This is a genomic window from Arthrobacter sp. L77 (assembly GCF_000816565.1).
GTDB lineage: Bacteria > Actinomycetota > Actinomycetes > Actinomycetales > Micrococcaceae > Arthrobacter_D > Arthrobacter_D antioxidans.
Window position 1 is genome coordinate 265,851 of the sequence record NZ_JWSU01000008.1, and the last position, 23,222, is coordinate 289,072.

The window sequence follows — 23,222 nt, forward strand, 5'->3', positions numbered from 1 at the left end:
ACCGCATGACTGATGTCGCCAGCCAGCAACCCGCCGAAGGGGACGACCGCGCCGTCCTGACCAATCGCCAGGGCCACCAGGTCTATGACAACCAGAACTCCCGGACGGTCGGTGCCCGCGGCCCGGCCACGCTCGAGAACTACCAGTTCCTCGAGAAGATCAGCCACTTCGACCGCGAGCGCATCCCCGAGCGCGTGGTCCACGCCCGCGGCTTCGTGGCGTACGGCGATTTCGAGGCGACCGGGACATACGGTGACGAGCCGATCGCCACCTACACCCGGGCGAAGCTGTTCTCCGAACCGGGCAAGAAGACCGACGTCGCCATCCGTTTCTCCTCCGTCATCGGCGGCCGTGACTCGTCCGAGGCGGCGAGGGATCCCCGCGGCTTCGCCGTGAAGTTCTATACGGAGGACGGCAATTGGGACCTCGTGGGCAACAACCTCGCCGTGTTCTTCATCCGCGATGCCATCAAGTTCCCCGACGTCATCCATTCCCTGAAGCCGGACCCGATCACGTTCAGGCAGGAACCGGCGCGCATCTTCGACTTCATGTCGCAGACCCCCGAGGCCATGCATATGCTCGTGAACCTCTTCAGCCCGCGCGGCATACCGGCCGATTACCGCCACATGCAGGGATTCGGCGTCAATACCTACAAGTGGGTCAATGCCGAGGGCGCCACCCAGCTCGTGAAATACATCTGGCAGCCGCGCCAGGGTGTGAAGAGCCTGACCGAGGAGGACGCCGCCAACATCCAGGCGACGGACCTCGGCCACGCGTCGAAGGACCTGTACGAGGCGATCGAGCGGGGCGACTACCCGCAGTGGGACCTCTACGTGCAGCTGATGGACGACGGCGACCACCCGGAGCTCGATTTCGACCCCCTCGACGACACGAAGACCTGGCCGGAACAGGACTTCGAGCCGAAACTCATCGGCACCATGACGTTGAACCGGAACGTCACGGATCACCACAACGAGAACGAGCAGCTCTCCTTCGGGACGGGCGTCCTGGTGGACGGCCTGGACTTCTCGGACGACAAGATGCTCGTGGGGCGTACCTTCAGCTACAGCGACGCCCAGCGCTACCGCGTCGGCCCGAACTACCTGCAGCTGCCCGTCAACTCGGCGAAGAACGCCTCGGTCCACACCAACCAGAGTGGGGGACAGATGTCGTTCGGGACCGATCGGGCGCCCGGGCAGAATCCCCACGTCAACTACGAGCCCTCCATCACCGGCGGCCTGCGGGAGGGGCAGTACCCCACGCACGACGACCAGGGCCCCGAGATCCAGGGACGCCTGACGCGCAAGCGCATCCCGCTCACCAACGACTACCTGCAGGCGGGTCAGCGGTACCAGCTGCTGGAGCAGTGGGAGAAGGACGACCTCGTCGGCAACTTCGTCACGCTCATCGGGCAGGCGGCGCGCGCCGTGCAGGAGCGGATGGTCTGGCACTTCTACCTCATCGACGACGAGCTCGGAGCCCGCGTCGGCGACGGCCTGGGCATCGCCGTCGACGAGATCAAGGACCTGCCTCCCCTCGCCAGCCAGACCCTGTCCGAGGACGAGTTGACGCGTCTGAAGAACCTGGGCAGCAACGGTCCCCGCGACGTCGAGGGACTGACCATGACGCACTGCGTGCCCAACGAGCACGTGGTCGTCACCCGCTGATCCGACGGAGCTGACCGGCTGACGACGAGGACGAACAACAGGCCCTACCCTGCGGAGGCCAGGGCCTGTTGTTCGTCCTTGAACCTTAAAGTCCTACCCAATCGGGCTGGAGTCGGTCATGCTCGAGCAACACCCCTACTCGGACAAGGACCCACCATGCGTGCATTGCCGCTGTCTCACGGCGCCCCCCAGCCACTGCCATCCGTCGGCGCGTCAGCGTGAGCCCGGCCGATGCGCCGGTCCGGCCCGTCCTGGCCGGTTATGACGGCTCGGACGGCTCCCGCCGCGCCGTCCTCTGGGCGGCCCACCACGCGGCTGTCGCCGGACTGCCCCTGGTCGTCGTGCACTGCTGGGTCTGGCCGTTCTTCACCCAGGACNCCCTGGACCGCCTGCCCGCGGACACGGACCTCACCGTCATCGAGGACTCCTTCGCGGAACCGTCGGCGCCCGCGGTCATCATCCACCAGGCCCGCCGGGCCGTCTGCGTCGTCCTCGGCGCGAAGGGCACCAACACGCTCGGCGCCCGCCTCGGGTCCACGGTCCACGCCGTCCTCCACCACGCAGAAGGCAACGTCCTCGTCGTCCGGTAGGAGATCGCCCCGAGGTACGCCCACGCCACCCAGCTCGAAGGAATCCCCCATGATGACCGGACACCGCTTCTCCCACCGGGCATGGTGGTCCAGCCAGTGCGACAGGTAGACCACCGCCCGGTGGCGCCCACCGGGGGCCTGACGGTCCACGCCCGAAGTACTTCCGAGGTCCTCGACGCCCTCGACACGGGCACCGAGGGGCTGGACGCCGCGGAGGCGGCCCTCAGGCTGACGGCTCACGGACCCAACGCGCTTCCGCCACCACGTCGCCCGAATCCGGTCCTCACCTTCCTGAAGCAGTTCCACGACATCCTGATCTATGTCCTTCTCGCCTCGGCACTGGTCACCCTCGCCGTCGGGGACTGGATCGACGCCGTCGTCATCCTCGCCGTCACCCTGATCAATGCCCTGGTGGGGGTCATCCAGGACGGGCGGTCGCAGAAGGCTCTCGACGGGATCCGTTCCATGCTCTCCCTCAGTGCCAAGGCGAAGCGGGAGGGGGGCTGGATCAATGTCGACGCCGCGGATCTCGTGGTCGGGGACATCGTCCGCATGGAACCCGGGGACAAGGTCCCCGCCGATGCGCGGTTGCTCCGCGCCAGCACCCTGCAGGTCGACGAGTCCGCCCTGACGGGGGAGTCCCTGCCCGCGGACAAGGGCACCGCGCCGGTGCCTGCCGCCAGCAGCATCGGTGACCGCACCAACACCGTGTTCTCCGGGACACACGTCGTGGCCGGTGACGCCACGGCCGTCGTGTTCGCCACCGGGACCGACACCGAACTGGGCCGCATCCACACCCTGGTCACGGGGACGAGAAGCACGCAGACCCCGCTGACCAGACAGCTCGACGCCTTCAGCCGGCACATCTCCCTGGTGATCGTCTCCGTTGCGGGCGTCATGCTGCTCGTGGGCTGGTTCGTCCACCAGCGGGACATCGCGCAGCTCGTCCCGGCGACCATCGCCTTCGCGGTCGCGGCGATCCCCGAGGGACTCCCCGCCCTGGTCACCATCACCCTTGCCCTGGGTGTCCGCCAGATGGCATCCCGCAACGCGATCGTCAAGAAACTCGCGGCCGTGGAGACCCTCGGATCGGTCACGACCATCTGCACCGACAAGACCGGCACCCTGACCCGCAACGAGATGACCGTGCGGACGGTGATCACCGGTGCCGGTGAATACGCGATCCACGGCACGGGCTATGCACCCTCCGGATCGATCACCTCCACCGGCCCCGTCGGCGACGGGGCCGGTGGCCCGGATCTGGCGGCGGTCGTCGAGGTGTTCTCGCGTTGCAACGACGCGCACCTGATCTCCGATGACGGCGACTGGCAGGTGGTGGGGGATCCGACGGAAGGCGCACTCCGCACCCTCGCCGGGAAAGCCGGGTTCGACGGTTCCGACCACGAGCGGCTGGCCGTGATCCCGTTCTCCGCCGAGGGGAAGTTCATGGCCACCCGGGACCGGGGGCCGGACGGTGCTGCCCGGATCCTGCTCAAGGGCGCGCCCGGGGTGGTCCTGGAGCGCTGCAGCCACGAGATCGGCGCCGACGGCGCACTGCGTCCGATCGACCGCGGGACCTGGACGCGGACGGTCGCCGCGCTCAGCGACAAGGGTCTGCGCGTCCTCGCCGGCGCCCGTTCGGGCCCCACGGCTCCGACGAAGGACCTGCGCGAGGACGAGGTCGCCGGCGGCATGGTGTTCCTCGGGATCGCCGGGATCCTCGACCCGCCCCGGGCCGAAGCGATAGCTGCGATCGCGACCATGCACCGTGCCGGGATCCGCGTGAAGATGATCACCGGGGACCACCCGGGCACGGCCCTGGCGATCGCCCGGGAGATGCGGATCGCCCGGACCGACTCGACAGTGCTCACCGGCGACGCCATCGAGGGGATGGACGAGAAGGAACTCGCGGCCGCGGCGCCCGACGTCGACGTCTATGCCCGGACCAGTCCCGAGCACAAACTGCGGATCGTCGCCGCACTGCAGTCGCACGGTGAGATCGTCGCCATGACGGGCGACGGCGTCAACGACGCTCCGGCCCTGCGCCGCGCCGACATCGGCGTCGCCATGGGCATCAAGGGGACCGAGACCACCAAGGAAGCGGCTGAGATCGTCCTCGCGGACGACAACTTCGCGACCATCGGCCACGCCGTCGAGGAAGGCCGGCGGATCCGCGACAACCTGCAGAAGTCGATCCTGTTCCTGCTGCCGACGACGTCCGCGCAGGCACTGGTCCTGCTGCTGGCCGTCCTCTTCGGGTTCACCCTCCCGCTCCAGGCCACCCAGATCCTCTGGGTCAACCTCATCACCGCGATCACCCTGGCCCTGGCCCTGGCCACCGAGCCGGCCGATCCGGACAGCATGGACAGACCGCCGCTGCGGCCCGGCCGGGGGATCCTCGATCGAAGCTACGTGGGTCGGATCGTCTGGGTGACGGCACTGATCACCGCTGCCACGATCGGTGTGTTCTTCTTCGAGGTGAACGGGGGCTCCAGCACCGCCGAAGCGCAGACCACGGCCGTCACGATGCTGGTCCTCGGCCAGCTCGCGTTCCTGTTCAACTGCAGGTTCCTCACGGCATCGAGTCTCCGGCCCGCGGTGCTGCGGGGGAACCGGGCGATCTACATCTCCGGTGCGCTGCTCCTGGCGCTGCAACTGGTCTTCGTCTACGGGCCGTTCATGCACCCCTGGTTCCACTCGGCGCCCATCGGCGTCCGTGAATGGGCCTACACCACCGCCGTCGCCCTGCTCATCTTCCTCCTCACCGAGGCCGGCAAGATGGTGGAACGCCGTGCAGCACGACGGCGGGCTGCCGGCCACGCCCCGCGCAGGGTCGCCCCCGAGCGGCTCCGCGTCCCGTAGCTCCCGCTCCCGTGCGGACAAGCTGCGGAAAAGTTGCGGGTGCCCAGCACATCGGGGGTCCCACCGGTTCATAGGATGAGAAGCTGACGACCACTGTGGCTGGGAGCTGATAGGTATCGACGATCGATATGCCGAGCAGGCGGTGCGGCCGAGCGCGGGCACGGCGCCTGCCTCCGGCTACGGCCGGACCCTCAAGGTGTCCGCGGCCGAGGGCAGGGCGACGCTCAGCCTGCTCCGCCCCGCCCTGCTCCGCCTGACGTGGGCTCCCGGGACCGAGGTCCAGGAAGCGGACGCCAGGGATGTCCTCAAGCAGAGTCTGGAGCTGGTCGGTCATGTCCCGTACGCGATCCTCGTCGACATGCGTCACATCACGATCATCAATGCGGGTGCCCGGGCGGCCTACGGATCCGAGAGGATGGTCCTCGCTGCCGCGATGCTCGGAGTCACGCCCGTGGACCGGGTCATCGCAGCGTCCGTGCAGCAATCGGTGCACGACGTCCGGTTCTTCACCGACGAGCAGGCCGCGCTGGACTGGCTGACCAGTCATCTCCCCGACCCGTCATCCAGCTTCGGGTAGAAGCGCGGGTGGGCCCGATAGTCTGCGACTGGAAGTCCAGCAGCGGGATGGAGGGGCAGCGATGATCGACGACGACTCGCAGGCGGCGGACGAGGCCTTCACGGCGACGATGCGCGACGGGGTGCTATGGGTCGAATGGTTCACCGGGACGAGTGTCGGGGAGGCGGATGCGATCGCCCTCGTCGAGCGGTCCGACGCGATCAGCCGGGGCGTGTGCCCGCCGATGCTGGTGGAACTCAACGGCATGGTGACGCTCAGCCGGACCGCACTCCTCCGGTTCGCCGAGGAGCTGAACATCGCGGCGATGGCGATCGTAGGACCGACCGCCGTCGACAAGGCGCTCGCGGCGTTCTTCGCGGAGGTCCACGATCCGCCGTATCCCACCCGGTACTTCCGGCACCGGGTGAACGCCCTGCCCTGGCTCACGGGCTGCCCCCACGCACCCTGACGGCATCGCGGGAGAGACGGGTCCTCGGCCTGCTGACGCGGACCGGTGTGCCGATATACAGTGCCGTATGCGTCCCGATCCATTGGTGGAGATTGAGCGGAAGTTCGACGTCGACGACGACGCCGCGGTTCCTTCGTTGCACGACCTTCCCGGGGTCGGGAGGGTCGACCCGCCGGTCGAGTATCGCCTCCAGGCCGAGTACTTCGATACCGAGGACTTCCGGCTGGCTTCCCGGCGCATCACGCTGCGACGACGCACCGGGGGTGAGGACGCCGGATGGCACCTCAAGATCCCCGTCGGCCCCGACGAACGCCACGAACACCATGAGCCGCCGGGCAGGAAGGCCGACGGCGTTCCCAAGGCACTCCGTGACCTCATCCGGGTGTACGTCAGGGACATGGCGCTGGTGCCGGTGGCCCGGCTGACGACGCGACGCAGCGTCCACCACCTCCACGGCGAGGACGGCGGGGTCCTGGCCGACCTCATGGACGACCGCGTCCAGGCGGACGTGCTTCTTCCCGCGCCGGCCAGCCTGCACTGGCGTGAATGGGAGATCGAGCTCGTCGACGGGTCGATCGACCTGCTCGATGCCGGGCAGGCCCGGGTCACGGACGCGGGGGCGCGCCCCGCCGCCCACAGCTCCAAGCTGGACCGGGCCCTGGGCCCCCTGCTCCGCACCGTCGCCGACGCGCGACCCACGCCGACGCCGGACGGTCCGGCCGGGGACGTGCTGCTCGCCTACCTCCACGAGCAGCTGACCGTCCTCGAGGAGCAGGATCCCCAGGTGCGGCAGGACGCACCGGACGCGGTCCATCGCATGCGGGTCGCCACCCGGCGCGTGCGATCCGTCCTCGGCACGTACCGCTCCCTGCTGGAGGACACCGACGCCGTGCAGCTCCTGCGCGAGGAACTGAAGTGGCTCGCCGGCGTCCTCGGCAGGGCGCGGGATGCGGAGGTCATGCACGCGCGGCTCAAGGAGATGCTGGCCGAGGAGCCGGCCGGCCTCGTGCTGGGCCCGGTCGAGCGCAGGGTGGACCTGGAACTCGGCGGCGGCTATCGGAAGGCCCACGACCGGGCCCTCAAGGCGCTGCGCGGGCGGCGGTATTTCCTGCTGCTCGACACCCTCGAATCACTGCTGGCGGCCCCGGCACTGACGCCCCGGGCCGCCGAGCCGGCGGCCCGGGTGATCCCGGAGCTCCTGAACCGGGACATCCGGCGCCTGCGCGCGGCCGTCCACGAGGCCAGGCACCACCCCGCGGGCGTCGGCGACCACCCCGCCCTCCATCAGGCGCGCAAGGACGCCAAACGGCTCCGGTATGCAGCGGAAGCCGCAGACCCGGTCGGGCGGAAGAAGATCGCCCGCATCGGGGAGGCAGCCCTGGGGATCCAGAAGATCCTCGGCGAGCACCAGGACAGCGTGGTGACCCGGAACCTGCTGCGCCGCCTCGGTGTCGCTGCCTTCAAGGAGGGCGAGAACGGGTTCACCTACGGCCGGCTGCATGCCCTGGAGCAGGTCGCCGCCCTGCGCGCGGAATCCCGCTTCCGCCGGGAATGGAAGCACTTCCCCTCGAAACTCCGCGCGAACTAGGAACGGACTCCTGCCATGTGGACCTACCCGCGGTACGAGACCGTCAGCTTCCTGCGCGCGGCGGGAGCCGGCTACATCGAGGGCCTGGTCCTGATGCGCTACGCGCAGAAGGCGGTCGAGGACCGCGGGCTCGCATCCCGCGAGCGGGTCGTGCACGTCGAGGTCTGGGGCGAGGAGACCTGCGGCATGAGCAGCCACCAGGGGCATCCGGTGGACCTCACCGTCGAGAACAAGGCCATCTACTGGTACCGCGTCACCATCGAGGGGCCGCCGGAGGGACAGCGTCTGCTGCCGGACGCCGCCGTCCCGGCAGGAAGCGTGGTCGACGCCGTCGACCACGCGCAGGTCGAGGGCGCCGCCGCGCCCTAGCCTCCGCCCTTCAGCCGCCGGCGAAGGGCGGCAGGACGTCCAGCACGTCGTCGTCCCCGAGGACGGTCGAGGTGTCCCGCAGCGCCACCTCGTTGAGCAGGAAACTGCTGCGCCCGAGGACCGTCGCCAGCGACGGAGCGCCGGGCGAGGCCGGGCGTGCGCGCAGTTCGTCGAGCACGGCGGAGAGCGTGCGTCCGCCGGGCAGCCGCTCCTCCCCGACGCCGGTGGCGGCCTTCGCCGCCCCGAAATACCTCACCAGCACCTCAGCCACCGATGGCGCTCATCGACCGGTCGGGCTGGACGAAGTCGTCGGCGCCGAGTCCCGTGTGGCTCATGCCGTGCGCCCGCGGCTTCAGCCACATGGCGTCGCGCCAGCGCTGGGCCACGGCCTCGTCGTCCGCGTCCGAACGCAGGAGGCCGCGCAGGTCCGTCTCCTCGTGGGAGAAGAGGCAGCTCATGATCTTGCCCTCGGCCGTCACGCGCGTCCGTCGGCAGTCGGCGCAGAACGGCTCCGTGACCGACGCGATGATGCCGACGGTCCCGAGGACGACGTCGGGAGCGGTCTTCGACCGGACCTCCCACCGCTCGGCGGGGGCGCCGTCGCGGTTCCGGGGGTCCGGGGTGAGGACGAAGCGGGTCTCGACCAGCGCGCGCATCTCCGCGGCGGTCACCATGCCCTCCTTCGTCCAGCCGTGATCGGCGTCCAGGGGCATCTGCTCGATGAAACGCAGTTCGAAGCCGCGGGACACCGCCCACTCCACGAGATCGGGCGCCTCGTGGTCGTTGATGCCGCGCATCAGCACGGCGTTGATCTTCACGAGGCCCAGCCCGGCGTCGGCGGCCGCCTCGATGCCCCGGAGCACACGGTCCAGGAACGGCCGGCGGGTCAGCTGGGCGAAGGTCTCGGGGTGCAGGGAGTCCATGGAGACGTTGATGCGCGTGAGCCCGGCGTCCTTCAGCTGCACGGCACGGCGGTCCAGGCCCAGCGCGTTGGTCGTCATCGAGATCGGCAGGTCGGCGTGGTCCGTGCGGATGTCACGGATGATGTCGAGCAGGTCAGCCCGGACCAGCGGTTCCCCGCCCGTCAGCCGCAGCTCACGGACGCCGAGCAGGTCCACGCCGATGCGCACCAGCCGGACGATCTCCTGGCGCGACAGCACCTGGTCCTTCTGCAGCCAGTTCAGGCCCTCGGCCGGCATGCAGTAGGTGCACCGCAGGTTGCACTTGTCCGTCAGCGACAGGCGCATGTCCGTCGCCTGCCTCCCGTGGGTGTCCAGAAGGCCTTCGACCGTGCCCCCGCGGGCGACGCGCGGCATTCCCAGTTGGATTCCCATGGAATCGAGGTTACGCCCTCCGTCGGCCCGGACCCTACCCGGGCGCACACGGCCGGGCGGGGCTTCCGCCCGGCGTCGCCAGCCTGTAGAACGCGGGGAACCTCCCTCCACCCGCGGTCGTGTAAGCAACGGACCCGTCCGGTCGGACAGCGGCGCGGCCGGGACACGACGGAGAGGCAGGAATTCCCCCAGTGAGCATGCGACGCCCCGCGTGGGCAGCCGTCTCCGGCGCGCTGGCGGTGGGGCTGGGAGTGATCGCCGGTGAGCTGGCGGCAGCCGCACTGAGCCCCTCCGTCAGCCCGGTCAGCGCGGTGGGCTCCTCCGTCATCGACCGCGTGCCACCGGCCGTCAAGGACTGGGCGATCGCCTGGTTCGGGACCGCGGACAAGGCCGTCCTCCTGGCGACGATCGCCGCCGTCATCGCCGGGATCGCCCTCGCCGCCGGTGCGCTCGAGTACCGGCGGGCCTTCGCCGGCAGGGCTGTCGTCGTCGGCTTCGGGATCGTCGGTGCGCTCGCCGTGGCCTCGCGCCCGCAGTCCTCCACCGTCTCCCTCGTTCCCCCCGCGGTGGCCACGCTCGCCACGCAGGCGGCACTGTGCAGGGACGCGGGCGAGCCCTTCGTGTTCCCCGGCTCGGAGACGCAGTGGAACGGGCTGACCGACATGACGGACGCGGGCCTGCTCGCGGAGCACANCGTCGCCGTCGCCACCGGCGCGGCGGCCACCGGCGTGCGCTCCTCCCAGTCCGCCGTGACGCAGCAGCGCTCGTCGATCACGCTGCCCGCGCCCGCCCCGGCGGCGCCGCCGGCGGAGGGGTCCTTCGTCCCCGAGGGCGCGGACCTCGGGATCGAGGGCATCAGCGGGCTCGTCACGCCGACCGAGGACTTCTACCGGATCGACACGGCCCTCGTGGTGCCCGTCGTCGACGCCGCGGACTGGTCCCTGAAGGTCACGGGACTCGTGGACCGCGAGATCGAGATCACGTTCGACGAACTGCTCGCCCTGCCCCTGATCGAGCGCCACGTGACCCTGGCCTGCGTGTCCAACACCGTGGGCGGAGACCTGACCGGCAACGCGCGCTGGCTCGGCTGGCCCGTGCGCGAGCTCCTCGCCCGGGCCGGCGTGCGGCCGGAGGCCGACATGGTGCTGTCGCGGAGCATCGACGGCTTCACCGCCGGCACGCCGCTCGAGGCCCTGACCGACGCACGGGACTCGCTGCTCGCCGTCGGCATGAACGGGGCACCGCTTCCCGTGGAGCACGGCTTCCCGGTCCGGCTCGTGGTCCCGGGCCTCTACGGCTTCGTGTCCGCGACCAAATGGGTGACCGAGCTGAAGGTCACACGCTTCGCCGACGACACTGCGTACTGGTCCACGCGCGGCTGGTCCGAGCGCGGCCCCGTCAAGACCTCCTCCCGGATCGACGTGCCGCGTCCGCGGGCGAGCGTTCCCGCGGGCGACGTCGTCGTCGGCGGGGTGGCCTGGGCACAGCACCGGGGCGTGGAGGCCGTCGAGGTGAGGGTCGACGGCGGCCCGTGGCAGCGTGCCACGCTCGCACGGCCGATCTCCGCCGACACGTGGTGCCAGTACAGCGCCACGCTGTCGCTGCAGGCCGGTGAGCACACCCTCCAGGCGCGGGCGGTGGACCGGGAGGGCGGCGTGCAGTCCGAGGACACGGTGCCGCCGGCGCCCGACGGTGCCGAAGGGCTGCACACGGTAACGTTCTCGGTGACCTAGGCCACGCCCGCCGGGCGGTCCCGGCACCAGCGCGCGGAAGGCAATCATGAGACGAACCGTCGCCGAACACCAGGCCGCCGTGGCCGCACTCCTGCACCCGGGCAGCGGGTACCGCCGCACAGCCGCGGAGGTGCTCGCGCTCGGCGACGCCCTGGGCCGGGCACTGGTGGAGGACGTGCACGCGCCGGTGAGCCTCCCACCGTTCGACAACTCCCAGATGGACGGGTACGCCGTCCACGCCGACGACCTCGCGGGGACGGCCCCGCTCACGGTGGCCGAGCCCATCCCGGCCGGCATCGTGCCACCGCCGCTCCGGCCGGGAACGGCCGCCCCGATCATGACCGGCGCCATGCTGCCGACCGGCGCCGCCGCCGTCGTGCCCATCGAGCGGGCACAGCCCGCCCGGTTCTACGCCGCAGCGGACCGGGCGGCCGGGACCGCGACCGTGCGCCTCCCCGGAGGCACCGACGCCGGACGCTTCGTGCGGCGGGCCGGCAGCGACATCGCCGAGGGCGGGCTCGCACTGCCGGCCGGCACCCTGCTCGGTGCCGCCCAGCTCGGGCTCCTCGCGGCCTGCGGGGTGGGCGAGGTCCGTGTTGCCCCGCGCTTCCGCGTGCTGCTCCTGTCCACCGGGGACGAGGTGGCCGAGCCCGGCACGGACCTCGCGCCGGGACGGATCTACGACGCGAACACGACGCTCCTCGAGGCGGCGCTGCGGGAGGCCGGCGCCCACGTCACCCGCCACCGCCTGCTCGGGGACGATCCGGAGGTGCTCCGGGAGGCCCTCGCCGGGATCACGGCAGGCAGCACCGACCTCGTCCTCAGCAGCGGGGGCATCAGCCAGGGCGCCTACGAGGTGGTGAAGCAGGCGCTGGCGGCGAGCGGCGTGGAGTTCTCCTCGGTGGCCCTGCAGCCGGGCGGACCCCAGGCGCACGGCACCATCGCCGGCGTCCCGTTCCTGGGGTTCCCCGGCAACCCGGTGAGCGCGATCGTCTCCTTCGAGATGTTCCTGCGGCCGGCCCTCCACCGGCTGACCGGTGTCCCGGCGCCCCGCCCCGTGCTGGAGGCGGTCCTCGCCGAGGACGTCGACAGCCCTCCCGCCAAGCACCAGGTGCGCCGCGGCGTCTACCGCGCGGGGAGGGTGGCGCTCGTGGGCGGCCCCGACTCCCATCTGCTGCACGCCCTGGCCGCCGCCAACTGCCTCGTCCACCTGCCCGAGGGTGTCGGCTCGCTGGCCCGGGGCGACCGCGTCATGGTCACGCTCATCGGTCCCATACCCGCGGACCCCGTGGCAAGCGACGGCCCGATCACGGCGGACCGGGCCGGATCTGGTGGAATGGACTCCGCAGAAAGGACTCCATCATGAGCACCCCACCCCCCACCGAGGGCCTCTCCCACGTCCGGTCCGACGGCACCGCCCACATGGTCGACGTCTCCGGCAAGCAGGCGACCGTCCGCCAGGCCGTCGCCGAGGCGACCCTCGAGACCACGCCCGAGGTCGTCGCCCTCATCACCGACGGCAGCCTGCCCAAGGGGGACGCCCTCGCCGTCGCCCGCGTCGCCGGCATCATGGCGGCCAAGCAGACCTCCACCCTGATCCCGCTGTGCCACCCGCTGCCGCTGTCGAAGGTGACCGTCGACTTCGAGCCCGACGGCGGCCGCGTGCGGGTCGTGGTGCTCGCGAAGACCACCTCGCTCACGGGCGTCGAGATGGAGGCCCTGACGGGCGCGTCCGTCGCCGCGCTGACGCTCTACGACATGATCAAGGCCGTGGACAAGCACGCCGTCATCACCGGCACGCGCGTGCTCTCCAAGTCCGGCGGCAAGAGCGGGGACTGGGCCGTATGACACCCCTGCGCACCGCCGCCGTCGTCATCGCCTCCACCCGCGCCGCCGCCGGCACCTACGAGGACGAGTGCGGCCCGGCCATCACCCGCTGGCTCTACGACCACGGCTACGCCGTCGCCGACGCCGTCGTGGTCCCCGACGGCGACGCCGTCGGGACCGCGATCGGTGCCGCCCTCGAGGCCCGCCCGGCGGTGCTGATCACGAGCGGGGGGACGGGGCTCAGCCCCGACGACGCCACACCCGAACAGACCGCCCCGTACCTGACCCGCAGCCTGCCCGGCATCATGGAGGCCGTCCGCCGTGCCGGGGCCGACGCCGTCCCGACGGCGGTCCTCAGCCGCGGGCTGGCGGGCACGGCGGGCCCCACCTTCGTCATCAACCTGCCCGGATCGCCCGGGGGAGTCCGCGACGGACTCACCGTGCTCGCCCCGCTCATCGACCACATCTGCTCCCAGCTGGAGGGCCACAATGACCACCGGTGAAGTCGTGCACGCCGCCGTCGCCGACACCCCCATCACCCCCGAGGAGGCGCACGCCGGCGTCGACTCGCCGTACTGCGGGGCCGTCGTCGGCTTCAGCGGCGTGGTGAGGGACCACGACGGCGGCCGCGACGTGAGCTCGCTGAGCTACTCGGCGCACCCGAGCGCCGGACGCGTCATCCGCGAGGTGGCCGAGGAGATCGCCGCGCGGCACGACGGCATCCGGATCTGGGTGGCCCACCGCGTGGGACCCCTCGCGATCGGGGACCAGGCGCTCGTCGCCGCGGTCGGGGCCGCGCACCGCGGCGAGGCGTTCCGGGCCTGCTCGGACCTCGTGGACCTCGTGAAGGAGCGCGTCCCCATCTGGAAGGAACAGTTCTTCGCGGACGGCAGCGTGGAATGGGTCGGGGCAGGGGCGGAACAGTAGGCTTGGGGGCATGACTGAACTACTGCCGGTGGCCGTGCTGGGTGCCAGGGGACGCATGGGATCCGAGGCCGTCCGCGCGGTCGAGGCGGCGGACGACCTCGAGCTCGTCGCGGCCCTCGGCAGCAGCGACCCCCTCGACTCGCTCGTCGCCGCCGGTGCCCGTGTCGTCGTCGACCTGACCGTCCCCGACGCGACCGTCGGGAACGTCGGGTTCGCCGTGGAGCACGGCATGCACGCCGTCGTCGGGACCACGGGCTGGACCGCCGAGCGCCTGGCCCGGCTGGAGGCCCTCCTGGCCGCCACACCGGCCACGGGCGTCCTGATCGCCCCGAACTTCGCGCTCGGATCCGTGCTCGCCACCGCGTTCGCCGCCGCCGCGGCACAGTACTTCGAGTCCGTCGAGATCGTGGAGCTCCACCACCCCGACAAGGTCGACGCCCCCTCCGGCACCGCCGTGCGGACCGCCCAGCTCGTCGCCGCGGCGCGCGCCGCCGCGGGCGTACCCGACGCCCCGGACGCCACGCGGGACCAGCTCGACGGAGCGCGCGGCGCCCGCGTGGACGGCGTGCCCGTGCACTCCGTGCGGCTCCGCGGACTGACGGCCCACCAGGAGGTCCTGTTCGGGAGTGCAGGAGAGCAGCTGACCATCCGCCATGACTCCTTCGACCGCGCCTCCTTCATGCCGGGCGTCCTCCTCGGGATCCGCTCGGTGGCCCGGCACCCCGGGCTGACCGTCGGACTGGACGGCTACCTGGACCTGCAGACCGGCGGGGCGGGGTCGTGACCCCGCCGAACCCGGTGCTCGGCTTCTACCGGCAGCACAAGGTCAAGGCCGGTGTGCTGCTCATCACGGCGCTCCTCGTCTTCTGGCTCGTGGTCGCCTTCCAGCGCAGCTTCCTGCTCCTCGGCGACCCCGAGCCCGTGGCCAAGGCCCTGGGCGTCGGGTACCTCCTGCTGCCGTGCATCGGCGCGTGGGCCCTGGTCCGGGAGCTGCTCTTCGGCGCCCGGACGGAGCAGATGGCCCGTCGGCTCGACGCCGAGGGCGGCCTGCCCGTCGACGACCTCCCGAGGACTCCCGCCGGGCGGATCGTGCGGTCCGCGGCCGACGCCGCCTTCCCGGCCTTCCAGGCCGAGGTGGAGGCCGATCCCGGGAACTGGCGGAGCTGGTTCAGGCTCTCCTGCGCGTACGACGCCGCGGGCGACCGCAAGCGCGCCCGGCGCGCGATGCGCGACGCCGCGAAGCTGTACCGGCAGCACGGAGCGGGCGCCCCGCGCTAGCGGGGTCCACGCAGGCCGGGGGCGTCAGTGCCGGGCGTCGGCGCGTCCGTCCCGCGCCGCGTTCGCCGCACCGGAGGCGAGCAGTTCCAGGGGTCCGCGGGACCGGACGCGCTGGAAGAGGATGCCGATGGTGATCGCGGCGGCGACCTGCAGCCAGAGGACCAGCAGCGGGTCCGGGAGCGGGACCAGCTTGTCCGCCCAGCTCATGACGCAGATGTGGAGGGCGTACAGGGTCAGCGTCATGGCTCCCGGCGCCGAGAGCGGCAGGAGCGCCTGCGGGAACCGGCGGGTGAGCAGGAGGCAGACCGCGACGACGGCCGCAGCGGAGCCCGCCACGTGCACCAGATCGAGCGTCGTCCCGGAGTGGGGTGCGCTGACCGCGAGCCACCACCACGAGCCGGACTGGTCCACGCCCGCGAGCCCGACGTCGAGCATGGCCTCCAGCGGGTAGCGGCTGCCGTCCGGTGTCGCCAGGAGGGCGGCGAGGCCGCCGCCGGGCCCGAGGAGCTGGGCACCGAGCAGCCTGGCCCCGGCCGCGGCGAGCACGCCCGCGCCGAGGAGCCCCAGCTGCACGCCGAGCCGTGACAGGTCCAGCCGCCCGATCATCAGTCCCACCAGGATGAAGCCGAGCCACTGCAGCACGGGGTAGTACCCGGTCAGGAAGAGGTCCGCGGCGAGCGTCGCCGGCACGAGGAAGTGCTCGAAGACCGGGTTGCCGCCCACGGAGGGCGGGTCCACGGTCGCGGTCACCAGGGGCCGCAGCAGGTAGGCGACCACCGGGGCGACCAGCAGCCAGCCGGCCGTCCACGCCGCGAGCGCGCGCGGCCGCAGGCCCACGAACGGCAGTGCCAGGAGGAACAGCACACCGTAGTGGACGAGGATGATGGCGATGTTCGTCTCCACGCCGCCGAGGACGAGCCCGATGAGGGCGATCACGAGGGCGCGGACCGCGATGCCCGTGCGGTCGGCGGAGAGCGTCCGGTCGCGGTGCGGGAAGTGCCCTCCCGTCAGCAGGGCCAGCCCGATCCCGGCGACGACGGCGAAGAGGCCTGATGCCCGGCCCGAGAACAGCAGCGCGGTCCACGTGGCATCCGTGGTGCCCGGCACGTAGAGCGGCAGGATGTGGGTGCTCATCATGCCGAAGAGGGCCACGCCGCGCGCCGCGTCGATCCCGGTCAGGCGGCGGGGCGCGGACGTCGTGTGCATGCAGCCATGGTCCCACAGGCACCCTCCGCCCCGACGGCGCGGCCGCACCGGACGCCGCGCCCGGGCACACCGGGTTCCGCCCGACCGGGTAACGTTTTACCCATGGCTGAAACCCCCTCCCGCATCCGCCCGTTCGGTTCGCTCGTGGCCGCCATGGTCACGCCTCTCACCGACGACGGCGGCGTCGACCTCGATGCCACCGCCGCCCTCGCCGCGAAGCTCGTCGACGACGGCTGTGACGGCCTGGTCGTCTCGGGCACCACGGGGGAGACCTCGACCCTCGAGGACTCCGAGAAGGAGGACCTCTACCGCGTGGTCGCCGAGACGGTGGGGGACCGCGCGCGGGTCATCGCCGGCACCGGCACGAACCACACCTCGCACTCGGTGGAGATGGCCCGCCGCGCCGAGCGTGCCGGAGCCCACGCGCAGCTCGTCGTGACGCCCTACTACAACAAGCCCACCCAGTCCGGCGTGCTGGCCCACTTCACGGCCGTGTCCGAGGCGAGCGACCTGCCGATCATGATCTACGACATCCCGGGCCGGTCGGCCATCCCCATCACCACCGACACGATGCTCCGGCTGGCGGAGAACCCCAGGATCGGCGCGTTGAAGGACGCGAAGGCGGACTTCGCCGCCGTCACGCGGGTCCTCGCCGCCACGGACCTGGACGTGTACGCGGGCGACGACGGCCTGACCCTGCCCTGGATGGCCGCAGGCGCGGTCGGGGTCGTGAGCGTCAGCGCGCAGGTCGCCACGGTCGCCTTCCGTGCGCTGGTCGACGCCGCGGCGGCGGGTGATTTCGACGAGGCCCGCCGGATCCACTTCGACCTCGACCCCGTGGTGCGTGCCGTGATGACCCACATCCCGGGCGCCGTCTCCGCGAAGCAGATCCTGCGCCTGCAGGGCGTGCTCAGCAACGCCGTCGTCCGCCTTCCCCTCGTCGACCCGGACGAGGCCGAGCTGGCACCGGTCCTCGCCGATCTGGCCGAGGCGGGCTGGGTCATCGGATCCCCGGGGACGCCCCGGGTCGCCCGCGCATGAGCGACGCGGCCGGCGTCGGTCCCGCCCCGAGGGCCCTGCCACCGGCGCTGGAGCCGGGCACGCTGAGGATCGTGCCGCTCGGCGGCCTGGGGGAGATCGGCCGCAACATGGCGGTGTTCGAGATCAGCGGCAAGCTCCTGATCGTCGACTGCGGCGTGCTCTTCCCCGAGGAGACCCAGCCCGGGGTGGACCTGATCCTCCCTGACTTCTCCTTCATCGAGGACCGGCTCGACGACGTCGTCGGCCTGGTGCTCACCCACGGCCACGAGGACCACATCGGCGCGGTGCCGTATCTGCTGCGCCTGAAGGCCGACATCCCCCTCGTCGGCTCGCAGCTGACGCTCGCGCTCGTCGAGGCGAAGCTGCAGGAACACCGGATCCGCCCGTACACCCTCACCGTGTCCGAGGGGCAGATCGAGCAGCTCGGCCCGTTCGAGTGCGAGTTCGTCGCCGTCAACCACTCGATCCCGGACGCCCTCGCGGTGTTCATCCGGACGGCGGCCGGCAACGTCCTGCACACCGGCGACTTCAAGATGGACCAGCTGCCGCTCGACGGGCGGATCACCGACCTGCGGGCCTTCGCGCGCCTCGGCGAGGAGGGCGTGGACCTCTTCATGGTCGACTCCACGAACGCCGACGTCCCGGGCTTCACGACGGCGGAGCGGGAGATCGGTCCGGTCCTCGAGAACCTCTTCGGGCAGGTCCGGAAGCGCATCATCGTCGCCTCCTTCTCCTCCCATGTGCACCGGGTCCAGCAGGTCCTCGACGCCGCCCACACCCACGGCCGGTTCGTCTGCTTCGCGGGCCGGTCGATGGTGCGCAACATGGCGATCGCCGCGAGGCTCGGCTACCTGAAGGTGCCGGACGGCATCCTGGTGGACATCAAGAACGTCGACGACCTGCCGGACGACCGCGTGGTCCTCATGTCCACCGGCTCGCAGGGCGAACCCATGGCGGCGCTGTCCCGCATGGCCAACGGCGACCACCGCATCACCGTGGGCAAGGGCGACACGGTGATCCTGGCGTCCTCGCTCATCCCCGGCAACGAGAACGCCGTGTACCGCGTGATCAACGGGCTCCTGAAGCTCGGCGCCGACGTGATCCACAAGGGCAACGCGAAGGTGCACGTGTCCGGCCACGCCGCGGCCGGCGAGCTCCTCTACTGCTACAACATCGTGAGGCCGCGGAACGTCATGCCCGTGCACGGCGAGACCCGGCACCTCATCGCCAACGGGAAGCTGGCGCAGCAGACGGGCGTCCCGGCGTCGAACGTCCTGCTCACCGAGGACGGCTCGGTCATCGACCTCGTGGACGGCAGGGCCCGCGTGGTGGGAGCCGTCGAGTGCGGCTACGTGTACGTGGACGGCTCCAGCGTGGGGGAGATCACCGACGCCGACCTCAAGGACCGGCGGACCCTCGGCGAGGAGGGGTTCATCTCGATCATCACCGTGGTGAACCGCAGCACCGGCACGATCGTGTCCGGACCGGACATCCACGCGCGCGGGTTCGCCGAGGACGACGCCGTGTTCGACGAGATCAGGCCGAAGATCGCCCGGGCCCTCGAGGAGGCCGTGACGAACACGCCGGACCACACGACGTACCAGCTGCAGCAGGTCGTCCGGCGCATCGTCGGCACCTGGGTCAACCGGGGCTACCGACGACGCCCGATGATCATCCCCGTGGTCCTGGAGGCCTGAGGACGGCAGGTCCCGGGAGCCCGTCGGCGCGCGGGAATTCGACGGATCAGGGGAGTGGTCCGGTACCGTGATGGGCATGGCCACTCGAACGTCCCCTGCCCCGCGGGGCCAGCACCAGACCCGCAGCAAGGGAGCGTCCGCCGTCGCGGGGGCCCCCCGGACCAAGGCGCCGGCCAAGCCGCCGGCCAAGGGGACCGGCCGCGCCCCGGCGAAGGCCCGGCAGGCCCCGGTGACGCCCGACCCCCGGGACGAGGACCAGCTCGCCCTCCCGCTGCGGGCCGTCCGGGCGGTCTGGATGGGCACCGCGCGCGTCATCGGCTCGGGCGTCCGCACCTTCGGCCATGACGTCAACCCGGACCGTGAGCTCCGCCGGGACGGCTCCGGCTTCTTCCTCCTCCTGCTGGCCCTCGCCGTCGCCGCCGTCGAATGGTGGGCCCTCGGCGGCACCGCCGCCGACATCGTGCACGCGGCCGCCGGCGGCACCTTCGGCTGGATGGCCCTGCTCGTCCCCTTCATGCTCGGCATCGGTGCCGTCCGCCTGTTCCGGTACCCCGAGCGGCACCGGGCCAACAACCGCATCGCCATCGGCCAGCTCGTCATCCTCTTCGCCGGCTCCGGCATCGCCCACCTCGTCGGCGGCCGGCCCGGCCTCTCCGACGGCCTCGACGCCCTCTGGCGTGCCGGCGGTGTCGCCGGGTTCCTCGTCGCAGGGCCGCTCAGCAGCGTCCTCACGGCCTGGCCCGTGGGCATCCTGCTCGGGGCGGCGATCTTCCTCGGCCTGCTGATCGTCACGGCCACGCCCTTCCGCCACATCCCCGCCCGGCTGCGCACCCTGTACGAGCACCTGATGGGCCAGGACCCCGACGCCGCCGCCCGGCGCGACGACGGCCACGACCAGAGCTACCTCTACGAGACCCACGGCGCCACCGCGAAGCCCGAGCCGAAGCGCCGCAGGCGCCTGTTCGGCAAGGACACGTCCGAGGCGTCCGGCAACGACCACGACCGGCACGACGACGGCGAGGGCTACGTCGGCGACGAGGCGTTCGAGCGCGCCGTCATCGAGGACGAGGAGCGCCGCGCCCGCGAGGCCGAGGCCGCCGTCCCGCCCGGCGTCCGCCGCCCCACACGGCAGGAACTCGCCGCGGAGGAGCTCAAGCGGTCGCAGGGTATCGGCACGCCGCAGCCCGAGCCCGGGCGTGAACCGGAGGGTGCCACCGAGGCCATCGACGTCGTCCCCGCCGCGAAGGCGCTGATCGTCCCGTCGACACCGGTCCAGCCGCAGGTCCCGCCCACGCCCATCCCGCAGCGCACCGAGCAGCTGCAGCTCGCCGGCGACGTCGCGTACACCCTGCCGCCGTCGGACTACCTGCCGGCCGGCACGCCGCCCAAGGAGCGCTCGGAGGCCAACGACGCCGTCGTCGCCGCCCTGACCCACACCATGGACCAGTTCAACGTGGACGCGAAGGTGACCGGGTTCTCCCGCGGCCCGACCGTGACGCGCTACGAGATCGAGCTGGCGCCGGGGACCAAGGTGGAGCGGGTGACCGCGCTGTCGAAGAACATCTCCTACGCCGTCGCCAGCTCGGACGTGCGCATCCTCTCGCCCATCCCCGGCAAGTCGGCCATCGGCATCGAGATCCCCAACACGGACCGCGAGACGGTCTCCCTCGGCGACGTGCTGCGCTCCGGCAACGCCCGCAAGACGGACCACCCCATGGTGATGGGCGTGGGCAAGGACGTCGAGGGCGGGTTCGTCGTCGCCAACCTCGCGAAGATGCCCCACCTGCTCGTGGCCGGCGCCACGGGCGCGGGCAAGTCCTCGTTCGTGAACTCCATGATCACCTCGATCCTCATGCGCTCCACGCCGGACGAGGTGCGCATGGTCATGGTGGACCCGAAGCGCGTGGAGCTCACGGCGTACGAGGGCGTCCCCCACCTCATCACGCCGATCATCACGAGTCCGAAGAAGGCCGCCGAGGCGCTGCAGTGGGTGGTCCGCGAGATGGACACGCGCTACGACGACCTGGCGAACTACGGCTACAAGCACATCGACGACTTCAACAAGGCCGTCCGGAACGGGAAGGTCGTTCCCCCTGAGGGGTCCAAGCGCGTCGTGCGCCCCTACCCGTACCTGCTGGTCATCGTGGACGAGCTCGCCGACCTGATGATGGTCGCCCCGCGCGACGTCGAGGACTCGATCGTCCGCATCACGCAGCTGGCGCGCGCCGCCGGTATCCACCTCGTCCTCGCCACGCAGCGGCCGTCGGTCGACGTCGTCACCGGGCTGATCAAGGCGAACGTCCCGTCCCGCATGGCCTTCGCCACGTCCTCGGTCACCGACTCGCGCGTGGTGCTGGACCAGCCGGGCGCCGAGAAGCTGATCGGCCAGGGCGACGCGCTGTTCCTGCCCATGGGAGCGTCCAAGCCCATGCGCGTGCAGGGCGCCTGGGTCACCGAATCGGAGATCCACCGCGTCGTCGAGCACGTGAAGGGGCAGCTGCAGGCCGTCTACCGCGAGGACGTCGCGGTCGACGCGCCCAAGAAGCAGATCGACGACGACATCGGCGACGACCTCGAGGTCCTGCTCCAGGCCACCGAACTCGTGGTCACCACCCAGTTCGGGTCCACGTCGATGCTGCAGCGCAAGCTCCGTGTCGGGTTCGCGAAGGCGGGGCGCCTCATGGACCTCCTCGAGTCGCGCGGGGTGGTGGGACCGTCCGAGGGATCGAAGGCCCGCGACGTGCTGGTCAAGCCCGACGACCTCGCACCGGTGCTGGCCGCCATGCGTGGTGACGAGCCCTCCGGTCCGACACCGCCCCAGCCGCGGCCCCAGGCACCGATCGACCTCGTCGCGGACGATCTCGCCGCCCGGGCGCAGGCCGTCGACTACCACGACGGTGCGGACGCGTCGGGGGGCTCCGGTGACGGCGACGACGGCGAGGACACCGACGCCTGGAACCTCACCGGCAGGTAGCCTGAGAGTGTGACTAGCTCCCCGAGCCCGGCCGTGCCGGTCCTGAACATCGCGAACGTCCTCACGGTCGTCCGCATCCTCATGGTGCCGTTCTTCGTCTGGTTCCTCCTGCTCGACGACGGCCGCGACGGGCTGTTCCGCTGGCTCGCCGTCCTGGTCTTCGCGGTGGCGATCTACACCGACAAGCTCGACGGCGACCTCGCCCGCAGCCGGGGCCTCATCACGGACTTCGGCAAGATCGCGGACCCGATCGCCGACAAGCTGCTCATCGGCTCCGCCCTCGTGATGCTGTCCGTCCTGGGCGAACTCTGGTGGTGGGTCACCATCGTCATCCTGGTCCGCGAGATCGGGATCACGCTCCTGCGGTTCGCGGTGATCCGGTACGGGGTCATGCCGGCCTCGCGCGGGGGCAAGCTGAAAACCGTCGTCCAGACCGTCGCCATCCTGCTGTTCCTCATCCCGCTGCAGTCCATCGCGGGCGACTGGGCCTGGTGGCCCGCCGCCGCGGTCATGGCGGCCGCCGTCGTGATCACGGTGGTGACCGGCGTCGACTACGTGGTCCAGGCCATCCGGCTCCGGGCCGCCGCCCGCTCGTGACCGGTACGGGACCGGCCGCCGACGTCGTCGTCCAGGCCACGCGCCGCGGCCTCACGGTGGCCACGGCCGAGTCCCTGACGGCCGGCATGGTCGCCGCCTCGCTCGCCGACGTCCCGGGTGCCTCCGCGGTGCTGCAGGGCGGGGTAATCGCGTATCAGAACTCTGTCAAGCAGAACCTTCTGGACGTGGACGCCGGACTTCTTTCGAGTGCGGGGGCCGTCGACCCGCGCGTCGCCGCTGCGATGGCCGACGGCGCGAGGGCCGCGTTCTCCGCGGACATCGGGGTCGCCACGACCGGCGTCGCGGGACCCTCGGCGCACGAGGGGAAGCCCGTGGGGACCGTGTTCACGGCGATCTCCACCCCGTCGGGCACTGAGACGTTCGAGCATCACTTCGTCGGAGACCGCGACGCGATCAGGTCCGCTTCCCGCGACGCGGTGCTCGTCGAGCTCCTGGAGGCCCTGATCGGGGGAACAAACAATCGCCGGGGGTAGTTATAAACCATGT

General features: G+C 71.5%; 22 protein-coding genes. 19 read left to right on the top strand and 3 right to left on the bottom strand.

Features of this window, described 5'->3' with window-relative positions:
• Positions 1-5: 5 nt before the first annotated feature.
• The 7 genes from RY94_RS16115 (at position 6) to RY94_RS16145 (ending at position 8,101) form a co-directional block, all read left to right on the top strand.
• Positions 6-1,667, top strand: coding sequence for a catalase (locus RY94_RS16115; protein WP_043447516.1), 1,662 nt, complete (start codon positions 6-8; stop codon positions 1,665-1,667).
• A gap of 218 nt (positions 1,668-1,885) precedes the next feature.
• Positions 1,886-2,257 carry a universal stress protein gene (locus RY94_RS16120; RefSeq protein ID WP_043447519.1) on the top strand — a complete coding sequence of 124 codons (372 nt, stop codon included), beginning with the start codon at positions 1,886-1,888 and terminating at the stop codon, positions 2,255-2,257.
• 96 nt (positions 2,258-2,353) lie between these two features.
• Complete coding sequence (locus RY94_RS16125) at positions 2,354-5,119, top strand: cation-translocating P-type ATPase (protein ID WP_231554576.1); 2,766 nt, start codon at positions 2,354-2,356, stop codon at positions 5,117-5,119.
• 142 nt (positions 5,120-5,261) lie between these two features.
• Positions 5,262-5,696, top strand: coding sequence for a DUF7793 family protein (locus RY94_RS17035; protein ID WP_052274499.1), 435 nt, complete (start codon positions 5,262-5,264; stop codon positions 5,694-5,696).
• Positions 5,697-5,757: 61 nt separating this feature from the next.
• On the top strand, positions 5,758-6,144 hold the full coding sequence (locus RY94_RS17040; protein ID WP_052274500.1) for a DUF7793 family protein: 387 nt from the start codon (positions 5,758-5,760) through the stop codon (positions 6,142-6,144).
• A gap of 85 nt (positions 6,145-6,229) precedes the next feature.
• Entirely contained in the window at positions 6,230-7,732 is a 1,503-nt protein-coding gene (locus RY94_RS16140) for a CYTH and CHAD domain-containing protein (protein ID WP_052274501.1), read from the top strand.
• Positions 7,733-7,747: 15 nt separating this feature from the next.
• Positions 7,748-8,101 carry a hypothetical protein gene (locus RY94_RS16145; RefSeq protein WP_043447523.1) on the top strand — a complete coding sequence of 118 codons (354 nt, stop codon included), beginning with the start codon at positions 7,748-7,750 and terminating at the stop codon, positions 8,099-8,101.
• A gap of 10 nt (positions 8,102-8,111) precedes the next feature.
• Here the strand turns inward: RY94_RS16145 and RY94_RS16150 are convergent, their stop codons facing one another.
• Both RY94_RS16150 and moaA read right to left on the bottom strand, forming a co-directional pair.
• Positions 8,112-8,363, bottom strand: a complete 252-nt coding sequence (locus RY94_RS16150) for a MoaD/ThiS family protein (protein WP_043447786.1) — start codon at positions 8,361-8,363, stop codon at positions 8,112-8,114.
• 1 nt (position 8,364) lies between these two features.
• Positions 8,365-9,435 (bottom strand): GTP 3',8-cyclase MoaA, encoded by a 1,071-nt coding sequence (gene moaA, locus RY94_RS16155; RefSeq protein WP_052274502.1) that lies wholly within the window; start codon positions 9,433-9,435, stop codon positions 8,365-8,367.
• A gap of 197 nt (positions 9,436-9,632) precedes the next feature.
• On the opposite strand from moaA, the gene RY94_RS16160 reads away from it, so the two are divergent.
• Genes RY94_RS16160 through RY94_RS16190 form a run of 7 tightly spaced genes read left to right on the top strand, consistent with a single transcriptional unit; the run spans position 9,633 to position 15,200 of the window.
• Positions 9,633-11,168 (top strand): molybdopterin-dependent oxidoreductase, encoded by a 1,536-nt coding sequence (locus tag RY94_RS16160; RefSeq protein ID WP_052274527.1) that lies wholly within the window; start codon positions 9,633-9,635, stop codon positions 11,166-11,168.
• Positions 11,169-11,214: 46 nt separating this feature from the next.
• A complete protein-coding gene (locus RY94_RS16165) occupies positions 11,215-12,534 on the top strand; it encodes a molybdopterin molybdotransferase MoeA (RefSeq protein ID WP_082046454.1) in 1,320 nt (439 codons plus the stop codon).
• Positions 12,531-13,016 carry a cyclic pyranopterin monophosphate synthase MoaC gene (moaC, locus tag RY94_RS16170; RefSeq protein WP_082046455.1) on the top strand — a complete coding sequence of 162 codons (486 nt, stop codon included), beginning with the start codon at positions 12,531-12,533 and terminating at the stop codon, positions 13,014-13,016. The genes RY94_RS16165 and moaC overlap by 4 nt, the downstream gene beginning before the upstream one ends.
• The gene (locus tag RY94_RS16175) at positions 13,013-13,498 is read left to right on the top strand and encodes a MogA/MoaB family molybdenum cofactor biosynthesis protein (protein WP_043447533.1); all 486 of its coding nucleotides are present in this window, start codon (positions 13,013-13,015) and stop codon (positions 13,496-13,498) included. Before moaC ends, RY94_RS16175 begins: the two co-directional genes overlap by 4 nt.
• Complete coding sequence (locus RY94_RS16180; RefSeq protein ID WP_043447534.1) at positions 13,485-13,922, top strand: molybdenum cofactor biosynthesis protein MoaE; 438 nt, start codon at positions 13,485-13,487, stop codon at positions 13,920-13,922. Before RY94_RS16175 ends, RY94_RS16180 begins: the two co-directional genes overlap by 14 nt.
• Before the next feature lie 10 nt (positions 13,923-13,932).
• The gene (dapB, locus tag RY94_RS16185; protein ID WP_043447536.1) at positions 13,933-14,706 is read left to right on the top strand and encodes a 4-hydroxy-tetrahydrodipicolinate reductase; all 774 of its coding nucleotides are present in this window, start codon (positions 13,933-13,935) and stop codon (positions 14,704-14,706) included.
• A 14-nt stretch (positions 14,707-14,720) separates the two neighbouring features.
• Positions 14,721-15,200 (top strand): hypothetical protein, encoded by a 480-nt coding sequence (locus RY94_RS16190; protein ID WP_043447790.1) that lies wholly within the window; start codon positions 14,721-14,723, stop codon positions 15,198-15,200.
• 24 nt (positions 15,201-15,224) lie between these two features.
• Here RY94_RS16190 and RY94_RS16195 read toward each other — a convergent pair whose 3' ends face one another.
• A complete protein-coding gene (locus RY94_RS16195; protein ID WP_043447538.1) occupies positions 15,225-16,406 on the bottom strand; it encodes a heparan-alpha-glucosaminide N-acetyltransferase domain-containing protein in 1,182 nt (393 codons plus the stop codon).
• Between the two features lie 102 nt (positions 16,407-16,508).
• Between RY94_RS16195 and dapA the strand changes: the two genes are divergently transcribed.
• The 5 genes from dapA (at position 16,509) to RY94_RS16220 (ending at position 23,209) form a co-directional block, all read left to right on the top strand.
• Positions 16,509-17,447 carry a 4-hydroxy-tetrahydrodipicolinate synthase gene (dapA, locus tag RY94_RS16200; protein ID WP_043447539.1) on the top strand — a complete coding sequence of 313 codons (939 nt, stop codon included), beginning with the start codon at positions 16,509-16,511 and terminating at the stop codon, positions 17,445-17,447.
• The gene (locus tag RY94_RS16205) at positions 17,444-19,144 is read left to right on the top strand and encodes a ribonuclease J (protein ID WP_043447541.1); all 1,701 of its coding nucleotides are present in this window, start codon (positions 17,444-17,446) and stop codon (positions 19,142-19,144) included. Before dapA ends, RY94_RS16205 begins: the two co-directional genes overlap by 4 nt.
• A gap of 76 nt (positions 19,145-19,220) precedes the next feature.
• A complete protein-coding gene (locus tag RY94_RS16210) occupies positions 19,221-22,118 on the top strand; it encodes an FtsK/SpoIIIE family DNA translocase (protein WP_043447793.1) in 2,898 nt (965 codons plus the stop codon).
• 9 nt (positions 22,119-22,127) lie between these two features.
• Positions 22,128-22,715, top strand: a complete 588-nt coding sequence (pgsA, locus tag RY94_RS16215; RefSeq protein WP_043447543.1) for a CDP-diacylglycerol--glycerol-3-phosphate 3-phosphatidyltransferase — start codon at positions 22,128-22,130, stop codon at positions 22,713-22,715.
• The gene (locus tag RY94_RS16220; RefSeq protein ID WP_043447545.1) at positions 22,712-23,209 is read left to right on the top strand and encodes a CinA family protein; all 498 of its coding nucleotides are present in this window, start codon (positions 22,712-22,714) and stop codon (positions 23,207-23,209) included. The genes pgsA and RY94_RS16220 overlap by 4 nt, the downstream gene beginning before the upstream one ends.
• The last annotated feature ends 13 nt before the right edge of the window (positions 23,210-23,222 follow it).